Raw genomic sequence first — 17,381 nt, 5'->3', positions numbered from 1 at the left:
TATTAAAACTAATTAATACTTTGTTAAATAATTAAGCCATACCATATATCATTATCAAATCATTAAGCCGCCAGAATAAGGTGGTAAAATTCAATTATATGGGTAAAAAATTATTCAAAAATCGTATCTTTAAAACATCAACATAAAAAAATAGATAAAATGGTTAAAGCAAAATATCAAAGCGTCCTCGATCTGGGTGAAAAGTTGAATATTCAAAACGGAGATGTGCAGGTTAATGGAAATAAACTGGAAGTAAAAGGAGTGGCGAACACACAGTATGAAAAAAACCTGTTATGGGACGAAATAAAGCGGATAGGTGGTGAAAATCCCAGTGATATCATGGCAGATATAAAAGTAGCCGATCAAACAATTTATGCTCGTCATACAGTGTCAAGTGGTGAATCGCTTAGTAAAATTGCAAAGCATTATTATGGAGATCCAATGAAGTATAACGCCATATTTGAGGCGAATAGAGATAAATTGAAAAACCCAGATCTTATTCATCCCGGACAGGATCTTGTAATCCCTAATCTCTAGAATCTTTACATGAAGTTTATTTTATGACCACCCGGAATCTTATAAAGTTCGGGTGGTTTTTTTATGATCGATTTATTATCCGAAATATCACCCTTATTGCTTATCGGCCTGTTTCTAATGGGAACGGCAGCTTTTACACTTTCTACTATAAGCGGTGGTGGCGGTGCTTTAATGCAGATTCCAATTCTCAATGTATTAATTGGCACTTCCCAAACCGCACCTGTTATCAATTTGGGAACTTTTTTAAGTCGTCCAGCCCGCATTATAATTTTCTGGAAACACATTAACTGGAAAGTATTTTGGTATTACGTTCCGTCTGCCATGCTGGGTGCGGTGCTTGCTGCCTGGTTGTTTAAAGAAGCGAACATCGTTTGGATCCAGATCGTGGTAGGTCTTTTTCTTGTGAGCACCTTCTTTCAATATCGCTTCGGAAAAAAAGAGCGTTCTTTTGAAGTAAAACTATGGTACTTTATTCCTCTAGGCTTTGTCATTTCTATCATCGGGACATTTACCGGGGGAATGGGTCCCGTTCTCAATCCATTTTTACTGAATGCAGGTATCGATAAGGAATCTCTCGTGGGAACCAAAGGTGCTCAGGCATTTTTTCTCGGTATCGCTCAGGTTGGTAGTTATACTGCATTCGGACTTCTTACCGAAGAATTATGGATCTACGGAATAGCTCTGGGGTTAGGGGCTTCTTTAGGAAATTACTTCGGAAAGTTATTGTTGAGAAAAATGAGCAAAATAACCTTCCGTAAATGGGTGATCGCCATAATGGTATTAAGTGGAATCGTTCTATTATTGAAAGCGTGCTCTTCATTATTTTAACTCACACTAATAAAAAAGGTATTGTATTGTCCCATTGAACAAGACTTTTAATCATCTTTTAGTAACTTTAGAGGATTATTTCTAATTTATTTATTCATCATCAAATTTTACAATGAAAAAAATATTTCTCCTGCTTCTTTTAAGCATCACTACCACAGTTTTTTCTCAGGATTTTTCAATGGACATTTTAAAGGATATGAAACCCCGGAATATTGGTCCGGGCGGGATGTCCGGCCGCGTAACGGCTATTGATGTTGTAGTAAACCACCCTGATGTCATGTACGTTGGTACGGCTTCCGGCGGACTCTGGAAATCTACTTCCGGCGGAATAAAATGGCATCCTGTATTCGACGATCAGCCAACTGCTTCTATTGGAGCTGTGGCAATACAGCAATCAAATCCATCTGTAATTTGGGTGGGGACCGGTGAAGGGAACCCAAGGAACAGTTTGAATGGCGGGTACGGGATCTATAAATCACTGGACGGTGGTAAAAGCTGGCAATCCATGGGGTTGGAAAATACTCGGCACATCCACCGCGTGATCATCGATCCTACAAACCCTAACACCGTTTATGTGGGTGCTATTGGTTCTCCCTGGGGGGAACATCCCGAGCGCGGTGTATTTAAAACCACCGATGGAGGAAAAACATGGAAAAAAATTCTTTTTGCTAATAATAAGACAGGAGTTGCAGATATGGTAATGGATCCAACCAATCCTAATAAACTTATTGTAGCACTTTGGGAGCATAAGCGTGATCCCTGGTTCTTTAAATCGGGAGGCGAAGGATCCGGTTTATTTATTACGCACGACGGTGGTGAAACCTGGCAGGAACGCACCGAAAAAGACGGGCTACCCAAGGGAGAATTAGGTCGTATAGGAATTGCAATTGCGCGCAATAAACCAAATATAGTGTATGCGCTAGTCGAGGCGAAAAAAAACGCTTTATACAAATCGGAAGACGGCGGTTTTAATTGGAAAAAGATTAATGATAAATCAGATATCGGTAACCGTCCCTTTTATTATTCCGAGATCTATGTCGATCCGCAAAATGAAAATCGTGTATTTTCCGTTTTTACTTATGTGAATGTTTCAGAGGATGGAGGAAAGAGTTTTGATCAGCTCATGCCTGCTTACGGTGTGGATAACGGAGTACATCCCGATCATCATGCCTGGTGGATCCATCCGCAGAACGGTAACTTTATGATAGACGGAAATGACGGAGGAATGAACATCACAAAAGATGGTGGTAAGACCTGGCGATTCATTGGTAATTTGCCGGTCGCACAATTTTATCATATTAATGTCGATAACGAATTTCCATATAATGTTTATGGGGGAATGCAGGATAATGGTAGCTGGCGCGGACCTGCCTATGTCTGGAAATCACAGGGAATTAGAAATGATTACTGGCAGGAGATCTCCTTTGGAGATGGGTTTGATGTAGTACCCGATAAAGATGATAGTCGTTATGGCTGGAGCATGAGTCAGCAGGGCTATGTGAGTCGCTATGACCATATAACCGGAAACAACTATATCGTTAGACCCACACATCCCGATCCGGACATGGAGCTCCGTTTCAACTGGAATTCTGCCATTAATATTGATCCCTTCGATAATAATACAATCTACTTCGGAAGTCAGTTTGTTCATAAAAGCAACGATAAGGGATTAACCTGGACGGTCATCTCACCCGATCTTACCACCAACGATCCCGAAAAACAGAAACAAAGTGAAAGCGGTGGATTAACCATGGATGCCACAGGCGCCGAAAATCATACAACTATATTGGTGATCGAGCCTTCTCCCCTGGAGCGAAATATGTTATGGGTGGGAAGCGACGACGGACGTGTTCACTATACTCAGGATGGCGGTTCTAGCTGGAATGAAGTCTCTAAAAATATTAAAGGATTGCCGGAAGGCAGTTGGATCGTACAGATCAAGGCTTCCAACAAAAATAAGGGCGAAGCTCTTTTGGTGGCAAACGACTATCGCCGCTTTAATTATACGCCATATGCTTTTCGTACTACAAACTACGGAAAGACCTGGGAACGCATAGTAGATGCCAATGATGTTGAAAGTTATACCTTGAGTATAGTGGAAGATCCAGTAGAACGCAATCTGATGTTTCTTGGTACCGATGACGGACTATACATTTCATTAGATGCAGGTAATAGTTGGAAAAAGTGGACCAACGGATTTCCTACGGTATCGGTAAAAGATCTGGTTATCCATCCGCGGGAAAACGATCTGGTGATTGGCACCTTCGGTCGTGCGGCCTGGGTGTTGGACGACATACGACCCCTTAGAGCCATAGCCAGAAATAAAGGCCTGCTGAATAGCGATGTTACAGTATTCGACCCACCAATAGCCTATCAGGCGTCGTACCAGCAGCCCACAGGTAGTCGTTTCGGTGCAGATGCAATTTATAATGGGGAAAACAGAGATTACGGGGCTCAGATCGCTTATTACTTTCAGAAAAAGGAAACTGAGAAAGAAGATAAAAAGGATGAAGCTGAAGAGAACGATTCTGAAATTGAAGAAGTTGCTTCAGAAGAAAACAACAAAATGCATAAGGATTCACTATATATGAAGATCTTTGACGGAAACCGCCTCATACGGAGTTTAAAAAGAAAAGTCCCTGATAGTTCTGGCATTTATAAATGGACCTGGTATATGGATGAAGCAGGTGTAGACAGACCATCCCGCAGAATAAGAGAGCGAAAGAATGAGCCGGGCGGGACTTCGGTAAAACCCGGAACCTATCGTGTTGAATTAAGTTATATGGATACGTCCTCTACCACAAATATTCGAGTTGAAAGTGATCCGCGATTAAATATTTCTCAAAAGGCGATCGATGAAAGTTATGCCACTTCCAAAGAACTGGAAAAAATGACTCAGGTTGTCGCCGATGCCGTTTCACAATTAATAGAGAGTAAAAACACCGCTGAGGAGTATAGCAAAAAGCTAAAAAAGGAAGATGCGAAAAAATTCGAGGAAGAACTAAAAGCAAGTAAGGAGATCATAAAAAAACTGGATGAGCAAATAGCATTGTATCTGGGAAAGGAGGATGATAGGCAAGGCATAACACGCAATCCTGAAGTAACCGTCATGCAACGCATTGGAAATGCAAATTTCTACGGAACGAGCCGACCTAATGGCTTAACTTCTACTGAAAAATTGCTGATACAACACGCTAAGAATGAGCTAAATGAAGCTTTGAGCAAAACCAATGATTTCTTTGTAACGGAATGGCAGAAATATGCGTCTGATATGAAGAAGATAGATATGTCTCCTTTTAAGGAAATAAAAACTTTTAAACTGAACTAACAACAAATATCATGAAAAAACTCTTAGTAATAGGCGTTGCTTTTCTACTCTTTGTGTCTTGTAAGGATGCTAAGAAGGAAGAAGTTGCCGAGATAAAAGAAATTAAAGAATATACCATTAAACAGCTTTTGGATAGCGAAAATGCTTTTGCTGACGGGTATTCATCCGATAAATCCAAAGTACTTATTACAAGCAATCGTTCGGGCATATACAATATGTACACCGTTGATGCAAAAGGTGGAGAACTTATTCCGGTAACACAGTCGGATAGTGCTTCCATTTTTGGGATCTCCTATTTTCCTGAAGATGACCGTATTCTGTTTAGAATGGATGGCAATGGAGATGAAATTTATAAAATATTTATGAAGGATGGAGAAGAAATTCGCCGCCTCACACCGGCAACAGGGGTTCGGGCCCTGTTCAGAGGCTGGGCGAAGGACGGAAAAAGCTTTTTTTATGGCAGTAATGAAAGAGACTCCAGGTATATGGATCATTATGAAATGAACTTGGAAGACTTTAGCTCTAAAGTGATCTATAAGAATGAAGATGGAATGGACTTTGGGGGCATGAGTGAGGATCGCAACTATATTGTATTGGTAAAACCTGTCAATACCAATGACACCGATATTTTTCTTTTAAACACACAAACGGGAGAGCGTACTAAGATCAACGAAAACTTGAGTGGCAATTCCCCGCAGGATTTTGCACCAGACAATAGTGCTTTCTATTATACTACCGATGATAATTCTGAATTCAGTTACCTCATGAAGTATAATATCACCGATGGCACTAAAGAAAAGGTTGCTGAAAAGAATTGGGATATCAATTCGTATTACTTCACCCGAAATGGTAAATACAGTGTTACTTTTTCTAACGAAGACGCAAAAACTGTCATGAAAGTTGTAGAGGTGGCCACCGGAAACGAAATCGATTTTCCAACTTTCGACAATAAAGAAGTGAGCAGTGCCAGTTTTTCAAGAGATGAAAGTATGGCGCTACTTAGAGAAGGCGGATCGCATACTCCTACAAACTCTTATAGCTACAATTTAGCCACCCAAGAACTCAATCAACTCACCGATGTTTTGAACGATGAGATCGATCAGGAAGATCTTGTTTCGGCCGAAGTCGTTCGATTTAAATCCTTCGACGGACTCGAGATTCCTGCCATTTATTATCGGCCAAAGCAGGCTTCTCCTCAAAATAAAGTTCCGGCACTAGTTTGGGTTCATGGAGGTCCGGGAGGGCAATCCCGCCAAGGGTTCAATCCAACTATTCAGTATTTAGTGAATCATGGTTATGCTATATTGGCAGTGAATAACCGCGGTAGTAGTGGTTATGGAAAAACTTTTTATAAAATGGACGACCAAAATCACGGTGACAAAGACCTTAAGGATTGTATTGCGGGAAAAGATTGGTTGGCAGAGCAGGATTATATAGATGGAAGTAAAATTGGAATTATAGGAGGATCCTATGGCGGATATATGACGATGGCAGCCCTTACTTTCGCTCCCGAAGAATTTGAGGTAGGTGTAAATATTTTTGGAGTAACGAATTGGTTGCGAACTTTAAAAAGCATTCCACCTTGGTGGGAATCTTTTAAAGAGGCCTTGTATACCGAAATGGGTGATCCAAATACAGAAGATTCTGTACGCCTACGACAGATCTCTCCCCTATTTCATGCAGATAAGGTAACTAAACCTTTAATAGTTTTACAAGGCGCTCAGGACCCTCGTGTATTAAAAGTTGAAAGCGACGAGATCGTTGCCGAAGTTAAAAAGAATGGTGTCCCTGTAGAATACGTTCTATTTGAAGATGAAGGACACGGATTCGTCAAGAAAGAAAATCAGATCCAGGCCTACGGAAGTGTACTGAAGTTTCTTGACAAATATCTGAAAGGAGAAGGGCTTGACACTATGGACGAAGGTACTAAAGCAGGAGGTGATATGGATGCTGGGAATTAATTGTTTTGTTTATGCAACAGACTTTGAAATGTTTGTTGGTCGCTGTGCTTGTCTCATTCAATACACTAAGTGCCCAGGATCGCGGAGATAATAAATTAGGAGCCTGGTATGTTTATTTCGGAACGAATACGATTAGTGATCGCTTCAGCATTCATACCGAATTACAATACAACGTTTATGAGGTAACTTCCAATTTTGAACAGTTTTGGGCCATTACCGCTCTTAATTATCATTTAAATGAAAGGACGGTACTTTCAGCGGGATACGGTTATTTTGAAGGTGATCCTACTTTTTTAGATACACCAGGAGAGGAAAACACCACAGAGCATAGGTTATTTGAACAATTTATCCTGAGGAATCAGCTAGGTAAGTTAAATATTCAGCACAGATACAGGATAGAACACCGGTTTATTAGTACACCAATGGATCATATAACCCGACAACGATTCAGATATAGATTACAATTAACTTATCCGTTAAGTGAAAAGTGGTTTGTTAATGCTTTTGATGAAATCTTTCTAGATTTTGAGGAGCCTGTCTTTAATCAGAATCGACTTTATGGAGCTTTAGGATATAAAATCGGCAAGGGTATTAAGCTTCAGGCAGGCTATATGAAAATTCATTTTCCGGGGATTAATTTCGACAGACTGCAGTTAGTTTTAACTATTAACACCGACTTACGTAAAAAGCAAAAACCGACGACAACGAATGAAGATTGAAAAGGTTAAATTTCAGAATAAAGAAGGAGATTCACTGGTTGGTCGTTTGGAGCTACCTGCCGACCAAAAGCCTCATAATTTTGCGCTGTTTGCGCACTGTTTTACCTGTAATAAAAACCTGCTTGCAGTAAAAAATATAAGCAGAGCACTAACTTCGGAAGGAATTGGTGTATTGCGTTTTGATTTTACAGGTTTGGGCGAAAGTGAAGGCGAGTTTGCTGAAACGAATTTTTCGGGCAATATTGAAGATTTGATCGCTGCTGCAAATTTCTTAAAAGTTAATTATGCTGCTCCTACCCTGCTCATAGGGCATTCTTTGGGAGGAGCTGCTGTTATCTATGCGGCCGAAGCACTCAAAAACATAAGTGCGGTAGTCACTATTGGTGCTCCCAGCAACCCTGTCCATGTAAAACATCTATTCAAGGACAGTGTGAATACTATTGAGCAGGACGGGCATGCGACAGTTTCTATAAGCGGCAGAGCGTTTACAATTAAGGATCAGTTTTTAGATGATCTTGAAAAACGTTCCTTACCCAAATGTGTCAAATCATTGCGAAAGGCAATACTTATTATGCATTCACCACAAGACGAAATTGTTGGAATAAAAAATGCTGAAGAATTATATATTGCCGCGCATCACCCAAAAAGTTTTATCTCTCTCAACGGAGCCGATCATCTACTTTCCAAAAAGGAAGATTCGCTTTATGCCGGAAGAGTTATTGCCGGGTGGGCTTCCAGATATGTAACTATTCCTGAACCTATAAATATTAGATCCCGGCACGATGTGGTTGCCAGTTTAAGTGATGACACCTTGTTTACTACTCAAATGAAGGTAGGTGATCACTATATGCTGGCCGATGAGCCCGAAAGCGTGGGAGGTAATAATTTTGGACCAAACCCTTATGAGTTAGTTTCGGCAGGACTATCTGCCTGTACCGCCATGACGATTCAAATGTATGCCCGACGAAAAAAGTGGAATATCTCTAATGTTGAAGTTCACACCAGTTATTCTAAGGATCATGCCTATGATTGTGAAAATTGTGAAGACCCAATGACAAAGATCGACACCTTTAACAGAGAAATAAAATTTGAAGGTATTCTGGACGATAAGCAAAAGAAAAGACTGCTTCAAATAGCCGATAAATGTCCGGTTCATAAAACGCTACACAGTAAGACTCAGATATTAACGCGATTGTTAGAATAAGCTATGATTTCTTCAGAAAGATTTGAAGTGTGCTTGGAGGGTAGTCATGGCGTGGTCATCCCCGATACTATTGCTCAACCATTTGTCGACAACCATCACAAGCGGGTAATGCTTATCTCTTATTTTGAATATAATGCTTTTAAATTTCACGGAGCTTTACACAAAGTTAAGGGACGATTTATGATTAGCTTCGGAAAGCGATATCAAAAAGAACTGGGGATATATCCTACAGATTATTTTGAGTTGCAATTGTTTGAAGACACTTCAAAATACGGGGTTGAGATGCCCGAAGAGTTTCAGGCAGTTCTCGACAGTGATCCGGAGGCTGCTGAAGTGTTCGATAGTTTTTCCGACGGAAAAAAAAGGTCACTTATTTATTATGTCCTTCGGTTTAAGAACTCCCAAACCCGCATTGACAAGGCACTCATTATTTCAGAAAATATAAAAATAGGCATCACAGACCCAAAAGAAATTGTAAAATCACATTTCGGTTAAATGCTAAGATTTTTTAAAATTTTTGCTGAAGACTTTCATTCGCCGTACCTTTAAATACACTGAATAATAAATCTAAATAATATTTTATGAAAAAAATAGGTATTTCACTGGCAGTGCTTTCAATGTTTGCATTTACGGCCTGCAAGGACAAAACAAAAGATGTGGACAAGGAGGATGAAATGATGGAAGAAACCAACATGGATATGGAAGATTCTATGAATGAAGAGGAAGATATTAAGGTAATAACCATAGCTCTTGAAGCCAGAAGTGATTCTAAAGCCAATGGTAAGGTTACATTTGAGGAAAAAGATGGAATGGTTAGTATGACTGCTAATATAGAAGGATTACAACCTGGCACACATGCGATACATATTCATGAAAAGGCAGATTGCTCGGCTGCAGATGGAACTTCGGCAGGAGGTCATTGGAACCCCACTTTTGAAGATCATGGTAAATGGGGTGATGCCAAAGGGTACCATAAAGGAGACATAGGGAACTTTGAAGCAGACGATACTGGTAACGGGGAAATTTCGATGCAGACCGATGAATGGTGTCTGGGATGTGGCGATTCAAAAAAAGATCTAATGGGGAAATCTGTCATCGTACATCAGGGAGCCGATGATTTTACAAGCCAGCCTTCCGGTGCCGCCGGAGCACGAGTAAGTTGTGGCGGGATTATTCAATAATCGCACATCTCTATAAAATTTAAAAAGCCCGGCATTAGGATGCCGGGCTTTTTTGGTAAAATACTTCTGTCAATGTTTCTTTTTAGGGACATTTAGGGGTTTATTCAATGTTTACTTTATGTTTCATTGTAAAGCATTTATAGATTATACAATAGTATAGGCAAAAACCCTACCAAAATAAGCTAGAGAATAGAAAAAACCTGCTTATAAGTATTCTAAGCAGGTTTTTTCTTAGTAAATCGTATGATTATTGCTTCACGATACGTTTTACAACAGAAGTTGTAGCTCCTTGTATTGTTACAAAATACATTCCGGTGGACAGGATTTCTACATTGATATTTGTAGTAATGCCTGCATGTTCCAGATCAATAACCTGAATTATCCGTCCATTTACATCGGTGATGGTTGCTGAGACAAGCTGTTCTGAAGTAAGATTAGAAAGGATAAGTTCTCCCTGTGTTGGATTTGGATACAATACGATATTCTTAATAAAATTAGCATCGCCAACTCCAAGTATTTCCGTTACCGTTACGTCGAATGTACAACTATCCTGATTTCCTGCACCATCTGTTGCAGTAATCGTTACCGTTGTTACTCCGGGCCCTACACTACTTCCTGAAGCAGGAGATTGCGTAAGTATTGGTGACGCTGTACAATTATCGGTAGCGCTGGCCAATGGAGTATAATCCGGTAAACTAAATGGAACTCCGGCGGGAGTTGTTTCAGTTTGATCTGCCGGACAGGTTACTACGGGATCTTCGGCATCTACCGTAACATCGGCAGGAGTTCTTTCGGCCAAACAACCTGAAAAACCAATACCAATATCTTCGTTCGCCACTCCGAAATCTGATGTCTCGCATACTCCAGACCAATCTGCATCCGAGTCAGTATCACCTGTCCTACGGAAAGACCCTGAACATGTAGCAGTAAGACTGGCTCCATCACCTGTCCAATCAAGATCTGCAGCAGTAATATTAAATCCATTGATCGTGACGTTAAGCGTCGCAATCTCAGCAGCAGTGAAATTCCAGAATACAGAGTCAACTACATTACCAAGATCGTCAATGATGATCACCCATCCGGTTCCGGGAGTTCCCCACCAGATATTTGACCCCCAATAACCGGCACCTCCGTCATCATTAAAGTTAAACACTGAATCCTGACCAATTGGACCAAGCATTTGGACCACACTATTCATACTGTTTATATTCGTATAAGGCTGATCACTCAACGCGACCGCGTAGCCTGTGTAATCGGCATTAACGCCTACATTTTGAATCTCTAATCTATCCGGAGTCTCAAAAGTTAGCTCAGAGATCACCAAAGTGGATAATGGGCCTGGTGGATTTTCTTGTGCATATACTGTAACATTCGAAGTTGGGTTAAAGGCATAAGATGTTCCTTCAGCAAGAAAATTACCTCCCGTGGGTGCATCGAACCAACGAATTACGTTTGCCGGGTCGTTGGGAGTAGCGGTTACAGTAACCGTGTCGCCCACACAGATATCCATGGCACCTGTCGTGGTCGGCCCATTTGGCACTGCCAGGACTTCAATATCATCGGTGGCTGTAGAGGCTACAGAACAGGCACCTGCCTGAACTTCATATGAAATAGTATGTACCCCTACACCTGCCGCAGCAATGTCGAAGGAATACGTAGAACCATTTCCGTCATCGGTTACACCGGGACCACTGTAGACCCCTCCAAACGGAGAACCTCCGCCGAGTCCTGTTAAAACGTCGGATGAAAAACATACATCATTTGGTGCGGTTATCTGTGCAACTCCTGATGGTGTATCGAAAGCCTCGGTTCCATCCGATCTGCTTCCTGAAGAACCCTGATCGGCACTTAATCCTAATCCTCGTCGTGCAAACGCATCCCAGATCAAACATTCGTTTGCTCCTCCATAGATCGCTGCATCTGCAGCAAGAATAGCATCTCTTCCGTCTACGAATCCAGGGCTACACGGCTGTAATTTAAGTCCTTCAATCACTAGAGCTAAGGCCATGACGTTACCGGCATCTAAATTTACATCTCCTGTAAAATTGTAGATATTCGGGTCGAACCCGTGCGCTCCTACCAATTCCCAGGTCATTTCCCAAAGCATAGCAGCCCAAACCGAGCCAACCCCATGAGGTACGGCTTCCGTTTTAATATCGTCATAGGTATGTGGGTTCACTCCAAAATCTGTACTGTATGGAAAAGAACGTATGCCTCCACCTCCGGGTCCCTGACCAAATAGATAGGTTCCTACAGCACGGGAATCTGTTCCGGTATCTCCCGGCTCTATGGTTAAGATTACTCCAAAAAAGTCACTCCATCCCTCACCCATCTGTTCTGAATTCTGCAAACATCCTGAAGCTGCAGGTCCTCCTGTAAGTCGGTTTGAAATTCCGTGTCCGTATTCGTGGGTTATTACCAGGTTATCAAAATCACCATCCTTATCACCACATACATACATTTGCATTTGAGGGTTACCACCATCGGGAGGAGTTCCAAAATTTGCATTACAGGACCCGGAACCGTCCTGAGCTTCAGCATTTACTGAGTCACTGCCTGATCCACCATTACCGTAATTATTTTCCTGAAAATTTCCTCCTGCTTCATCGAAACCGTATTGGTACATAACATCATGGATGATATTGTTCCAGTAGAAAAGATTGGTTATCGCGGCATCTTCATACTGGTTACCTCCGGTGTATACCTGATTGAATGGAAATCCGGTAAAATCTAATAGGGCTCCACCATCGGGTTGATACCCGGGATTATTTCCATCCTCGTATGCATTCACATTGTTACCTCTGGTTACCGTAAATTCTGCTCCTGCAACACCATCAGTATCGTGCCACCCGAAAGGGGAAGCCGTTGGATCTGCAGGTAAAGTTTCAGTCGTTCTTGTACCGAAGTAAGGGCTTTCCAAAGGCATTGCGAATACTTCATAGCATCCACCACAAGCAGCATTCTCTTCCGCAATTAACTCCTTATAATTAGGAATATCGTATAAATTATCGTTATAGTTAAGCACGTTATGATCTTCACTGTGATCGTGTTCAAATGAGCAGCTCACCATCCAATTCGCCTTATCTACGATCTCACCGGAAATAGCGTTTATACGAAGGCTATACCATTCCTGCTGACTTTTTTCCTGAATTGAAATATCCCATGATAATACAAGTTGACCGTTATTGTCAAGTTGATACACCAATTTGGCAGGAATCGGGCTTAATGAAATACCACCGTCACTTAAAAGTACTTCCTGTGTAACTCCTCCTTTTCGTTCAAGAATGGAAAGCTTCTCTGTTACATTATAGTTAAGAAGACTGGCGGCCGACTCTACTGCTTGTGCCGCAGTTAGTGATGGGGAAGCAGCTGAAGATCGATCTGCCGCATTGCGTATAAATCGCTCATTTGCCTGAAGTAGTTTTCCGCCGGGTAAAAAGTGAATGCCGGATTCGGTTCCGTAAACCGGAATTCCATTGACCAGCTGGCGAAAATAAATATGTTGTACACCAGTTCCTCTACTGGTATTTTGGTCTGTAATTTCCCATTGGGCGTCCAAAGGAAGGAGTTGATTGCTTTCCAGCTTCTGATCTAAAAAGGTCTGGATGTCTTTCACACTGTTTTGTGCATAGTGTTCATTAAAAAACGCACACAACACTACAATGAGAAATAGTAGGGTAGCTTTTTTCATTTAAAAGATAAGTTAAGATTAGTAAAAGTGGAGGTTGAAAATTTATGTAAAACTATCAAAATATTGCGTTTATGCAAACATTTTTATTTCTTCTGGTAAATTTGCAGGCTAAAAATACAACCGACCAAGTCTTTTTATATTCTAAACAGATTGGCCGAAATTACGAAAAGATCTATTTCTTTTTTTGTGGATCGAGTTGCATAAACGTATAAAAATGTATACCTCGAAATAAAAAAAGGCAAAACTTAGTAAAACTGTTAAATAGATTTACAATGAGTTTAATTTAATTATTTTAGCAGCATAACGATCAACTTTATGGAACAACCCAATGCCCTCATACTTGAAATGCAGTCGGGTAATGAAAAGGCTTTTTCAAGGATTTATGCGCTTTATTCGGATGCATTATACGGAATTGTGTACAGTATTGTACTTGATGAGGACATTGCCGAAGAAGTCCTTCAGGATGCATTTATTAAAATATGGAACAATTCTTCTTCCTATGATATAAATAAGGGAAGGTTCTTCACCTGGATCTTAAATATTGCAAGAAATACCGCCATCGACAAAACCCGTTCAAAATCATTTAAAAACTCGAAGAAAAACCTATCTACAACTAATTTCGTAGATATATTGGCGTCGAGTGACAACCTCAATAATAAAACAAATGCCATTGGGATCAAAAAATTTGTCGATGCACTAAAACCTGCTTGTATAAAGATCATAGATCTGCTGTATTTCAAAGGATATACTCAAGCCGATGCAGCAAAAAATCTTGAAATTCCATTAGGTACATTAAAAACGAGAAACCGAAATTGCATTAATGACTTGAGAACAATTGTATTAGGTTAATATGAACAAAGATGAAATCATAGGATCCGGGGCACTGGAATTATATATTAGCGGGTCGCTTCCTGCTGACGACGTAATTGAGGTGGAGAAGGCTATTCTAAAGTATCCGGAAGTTAAAGCCGAGGTTGAAAAGATAGAAGCTTCTCTCATAACTCTAGCTGAAGCCGTAGCACCACCTTTATCTGCCATTGTATGGACATATATTCTCGAATCTGTGAAAAACGTAAGATATTTATCTGATGATAAAAAACATTCAAACTGGAGTGCCATCACAGGATGGGCAGCTGCCGTATTGGCTATTGCCGGTATATTCTGGATGGTAAACAAGAATAGCGCGCTGGAAGATCAGATACAGGTTACTACGTCGGAAAATGATACTTTGAAAGAAAATCTTCTCGATACAGAAACCGAACTGGCCGAAGCAAATAATATTCTCGAAATTATTCGTTCCAAGGATTACAATACTATAAACCTCCCTGGGAATATCCCCGTGGCGCCTGAAGCTTATGCCAAGGTGTATTTTAATAAGAAAGAAAATCTTGCCTATATAGATGCCAGCGGACTGCCGGAAGTGCCTGAAGGTAAAGTATATCAGGTATGGTCACTCATCTTAGATCCGCTTACCCCCAGGAGCATGGGATTGCTGGACGATGTGACCAAAGTAGAGAATGGTATTTATAAATTCGAGAACATCCCCGATCCGGAGGCCTTCGGAATTACGCTTGAGCCTGCCGGGGGTAGTGAAACTCCAACCCTTACCCAGTTGTATACCCTGGGGGCAGTTTCACCCTAAAAACATTCCATAAGATATTTTAATTACAGTTGCGAGTTCCGGAAAAGCATTTCCGGAACTCGCAACAGTCTTTTTAAATTGGGTCAAATTAAGAAAGCGCCCCCGGAGAGGGACGCTTTCAACTAACAAAAAAACTCTGAAAAAACCGGCTTAGCCGGTCATTGAGCCTTATCTAAATGATAAAGATCAACGTTCTATTACATATACGTAACTGAGTGACTCATGGTTTTAAAGATCATCAACTTTTTCACTTAATATCGGACCAATTTCATAGCCCGATTCTTTTAACTCGTCCTTTATAGGAGTGACTTTTTTATCTAGTCCGTTGGCCTTGTAAACCAACGCACTGTAATACAACGCCATAGGTTCAAAAGTCTTTCCTTCAACCTTGTCCTCAATAAGTTGCAGGGCCTTTTCTCTATTACCATTTTTAAGCTCGGCATAAGCCAAAAGATAATAGGTTTCGGGAGTTGCGCGATTCGCTACTTCCTCATGTGCCAGGATAAGTGCCTTTTGAGGATCATCTTCAGCGTACATTTCAATTAAATAGGAAGTATACATCCCTCCATAATTACCTTGTTGGACAGCATTCAGAAATTTAGCACTGTTCGATTCAGCTTCTTGTGAATTCCCGGAATATTCTGCGATTTCAGATTTTAAAAGATAATAATCGGGTATACGATGGGTCTTTTTCACACTATCGAGAATACGATGGGCTTCTTCAGTATCTCTTTCATACGAATAAGCGATCCAGGCTAAACCTTTCTTTGCGTAGGCATTATCAGGTTGCAACTGAAGGGTTTTCAGATAATAAGCATACGAATCATCGATCCTTCCGGCATGCCCGTAAAAATCGGCTATATTGCTATAGGTCCAGATCTGAAGGGTTTTACTTTTTCGGGAATCCGCAATATCCCTGGCTTTTTCCATCAGTTCGATCGCTGTATCCAGGTCTCCTTTATGATCGTTCCATTTCGCCAAGCGAATTAAATAGTTGTAATCCGACATGTTTTTAAGCTTATTAAGCATCATTTCAGCCTTCTCGTACTCACCCAGTTCCATATACACATCAAATAATGCATGTTCGGTTGGTCGCTTGTTTGATATTCCTGCGTAGGTTTCTTCAAGCACCTCTTTGGCCTCTTTAAATCGATGCTGAGAAATATAGGTATGCGCCAATGCCCTGGCATAGACATCTTTATTGTTCGCAGAGATATTCATCGCCTTCTTGTAGAGGGTTACAGCATTTTCAAGGTATTCTGCATTACCTGTAGTCTGGAACAGCGCTGTATAGCTGCCTGCTAAAGGTCCCAGATCGCCTACACCACTACTGTCGGGTCTAAGTCGCTTAGACCAGAACTCTTTTTCGGCCATTGCATCCTCATATGTCTGTTGCATCCCGGTATCCAAATAGCCGTTATAGTCTGCACTATTCAAAACCGGAGTTATTGGGTGTTCGGTATTACAAGCTGTTAGTAAACACAAAAGGAAAATAAATATATATGTCGATTTCATAAAACGAATTTAAATAAGAAAAGAGCAATTTCTTGCTCCTTTCCACTATTAATTAACTAACCAATCCATTATTCATTAGGTGATTCCATATAAGGAAAAGACAATGAAAAATCACGGTCTCCCGCATCAACTCCATCACTGGTTAACTGAGGAGTTCCATTGTTCCCGTCAAAACGTGTTCCGCTCATTCCGCCAAACATTAGTGTTAGGGATACGTCGATGACATCGTCACTTAAAGTTCTTCCCGTTAAGGCTACACCTGTGTTGGGATTAAAATACGTTGTTTCTCCTGTTGGTGATACCTGTAAGGCGTCAAACTGAGCCAATACCGTAGTAAAGGTAGCGGCGTCCAAACCAAGAATGTTTGTCTCATAGTCGATCATCACTCCCAATGCATTTCCGTACACATCGTGATACAACTCCAGTCGGGCCTGGAAGTCGTCTTGAAAATCGGCACGATCGGAAACGATAGTAGTATTAAAGTTATTCTTTAACTGATCGGTTCCACTAAAAACGGTATTAATACCGGGTCTACCCATGATGTCTTCCTGTCTGTAAGTCCCGCTGAAGTCTAATTCCTGAAGACAAGGCTCACAGGCTGTTCCCCCGCAATCCACTCCTTCTTCGTCACCGTTTTGTATTCCGTCATCACAGGTTTCCTGCACGATCACATTGCCATTATCGTCGTCGTCACATTGTACGAACAATAGTGAGGCGCAAATAGCAATAAATAATATTTTGAATTTATATGTTTTCATTTTTAATGTTTTTTTAG

13 protein-coding genes are annotated in these 17,381 nt (G+C 40.9%); 10 read left to right on the top strand and 3 right to left on the bottom strand.

Annotated elements, in window-relative coordinates; all coding sequences use genetic code 11:
• The first annotated feature begins 159 nt into the window (after positions 1 to 159).
• From ALE3EI_RS09710 to ALE3EI_RS09675, 8 genes are all read left to right on the top strand, one after another.
• On the top strand, positions 160 to 537 hold the full coding sequence (locus ALE3EI_RS09710) for a LysM peptidoglycan-binding domain-containing protein (protein WP_186988154.1): 378 nt from the start codon (positions 160 to 162) through the stop codon (positions 535 to 537).
• Between the two features lie 63 nt (positions 538 to 600).
• Positions 601 to 1,365 (top strand): sulfite exporter TauE/SafE family protein, encoded by a 765-nt coding sequence (locus ALE3EI_RS09705; RefSeq protein WP_186988152.1) that lies wholly within the window; start codon positions 601 to 603, stop codon positions 1,363 to 1,365.
• 112 nt (positions 1,366 to 1,477) lie between these two features.
• Entirely contained in the window at positions 1,478 to 4,693 is a 3,216-nt protein-coding gene (locus ALE3EI_RS09700) for a WD40/YVTN/BNR-like repeat-containing protein (protein WP_186988150.1), read from the top strand.
• Between the two features lie 11 nt (positions 4,694 to 4,704).
• Positions 4,705 to 6,654 (top strand): S9 family peptidase, encoded by a 1,950-nt coding sequence (locus ALE3EI_RS09695; protein WP_186988148.1) that lies wholly within the window; start codon positions 4,705 to 4,707, stop codon positions 6,652 to 6,654.
• A gap of 11 nt (positions 6,655 to 6,665) precedes the next feature.
• Positions 6,666 to 7,373: a DUF2490 domain-containing protein gene (locus ALE3EI_RS09690; protein WP_186988146.1), complete on the top strand. Its 708-nt coding sequence runs from the start codon at positions 6,666 to 6,668 to the stop codon at positions 7,371 to 7,373.
• Positions 7,363 to 8,577: a bifunctional alpha/beta hydrolase/OsmC family protein gene (locus ALE3EI_RS09685; protein WP_186988144.1), complete on the top strand. Its 1,215-nt coding sequence runs from the start codon at positions 7,363 to 7,365 to the stop codon at positions 8,575 to 8,577. Before ALE3EI_RS09690 ends, ALE3EI_RS09685 begins: the two co-directional genes overlap by 11 nt.
• A 3-nt stretch (positions 8,578 to 8,580) precedes the next feature.
• Positions 8,581 to 9,072 carry a YdeI/OmpD-associated family protein gene (locus ALE3EI_RS09680; RefSeq protein WP_186988142.1) on the top strand — a complete coding sequence of 164 codons (492 nt, stop codon included), beginning with the start codon at positions 8,581 to 8,583 and terminating at the stop codon, positions 9,070 to 9,072.
• An 86-nt stretch (positions 9,073 to 9,158) separates the two neighbouring features.
• On the top strand, positions 9,159 to 9,758 hold the full coding sequence (locus ALE3EI_RS09675; RefSeq protein WP_186988140.1) for a superoxide dismutase family protein: 600 nt from the start codon (positions 9,159 to 9,161) through the stop codon (positions 9,756 to 9,758).
• 247 nt (positions 9,759 to 10,005) lie between these two features.
• Here the strand turns inward: ALE3EI_RS09675 and ALE3EI_RS09670 are convergent, their stop codons facing one another.
• Positions 10,006 to 13,449 (bottom strand): M36 family metallopeptidase, encoded by a 3,444-nt coding sequence (locus ALE3EI_RS09670; protein ID WP_186988138.1) that lies wholly within the window; start codon positions 13,447 to 13,449, stop codon positions 10,006 to 10,008.
• Between the two features lie 315 nt (positions 13,450 to 13,764).
• Between ALE3EI_RS09670 and ALE3EI_RS09665 the strand changes: the two genes are divergently transcribed.
• The gene (locus tag ALE3EI_RS09665) at positions 13,765 to 14,298 is read left to right on the top strand and encodes an RNA polymerase sigma factor (RefSeq protein ID WP_186988136.1); all 534 of its coding nucleotides are present in this window, start codon (positions 13,765 to 13,767) and stop codon (positions 14,296 to 14,298) included.
• Between the two features lies 1 nt (position 14,299).
• Positions 14,300 to 15,091: an anti-sigma factor gene (locus ALE3EI_RS09660; RefSeq protein WP_186988134.1), complete on the top strand. Its 792-nt coding sequence runs from the start codon at positions 14,300 to 14,302 to the stop codon at positions 15,089 to 15,091.
• Between the two features lie 228 nt (positions 15,092 to 15,319).
• Here ALE3EI_RS09660 and ALE3EI_RS09655 read toward each other — a convergent pair whose 3' ends face one another.
• Positions 15,320 to 16,606 carry a tetratricopeptide repeat protein gene (locus ALE3EI_RS09655; RefSeq protein ID WP_186988133.1) on the bottom strand — a complete coding sequence of 429 codons (1,287 nt, stop codon included), beginning with the start codon at positions 16,604 to 16,606 and terminating at the stop codon, positions 15,320 to 15,322.
• Between the two features lie 68 nt (positions 16,607 to 16,674).
• Positions 16,675 to 17,364, bottom strand: a complete 690-nt coding sequence (locus ALE3EI_RS09650) for a DUF4331 family protein (RefSeq protein WP_186988131.1) — start codon at positions 17,362 to 17,364, stop codon at positions 16,675 to 16,677.
• Positions 17,365 to 17,381: the final 17 nt, after the last annotated feature.

It is taken from the genome of Constantimarinum furrinae (assembly GCF_014295415.1).
In the GTDB taxonomy this organism is placed as follows: Bacteria; Bacteroidota; Bacteroidia; order Flavobacteriales; family Flavobacteriaceae; genus Constantimarinum; species Constantimarinum furrinae.
Note: the sequence above shows the minus strand (reverse complement) of the source record. Positions and strands in the feature narration are given on the sequence as shown.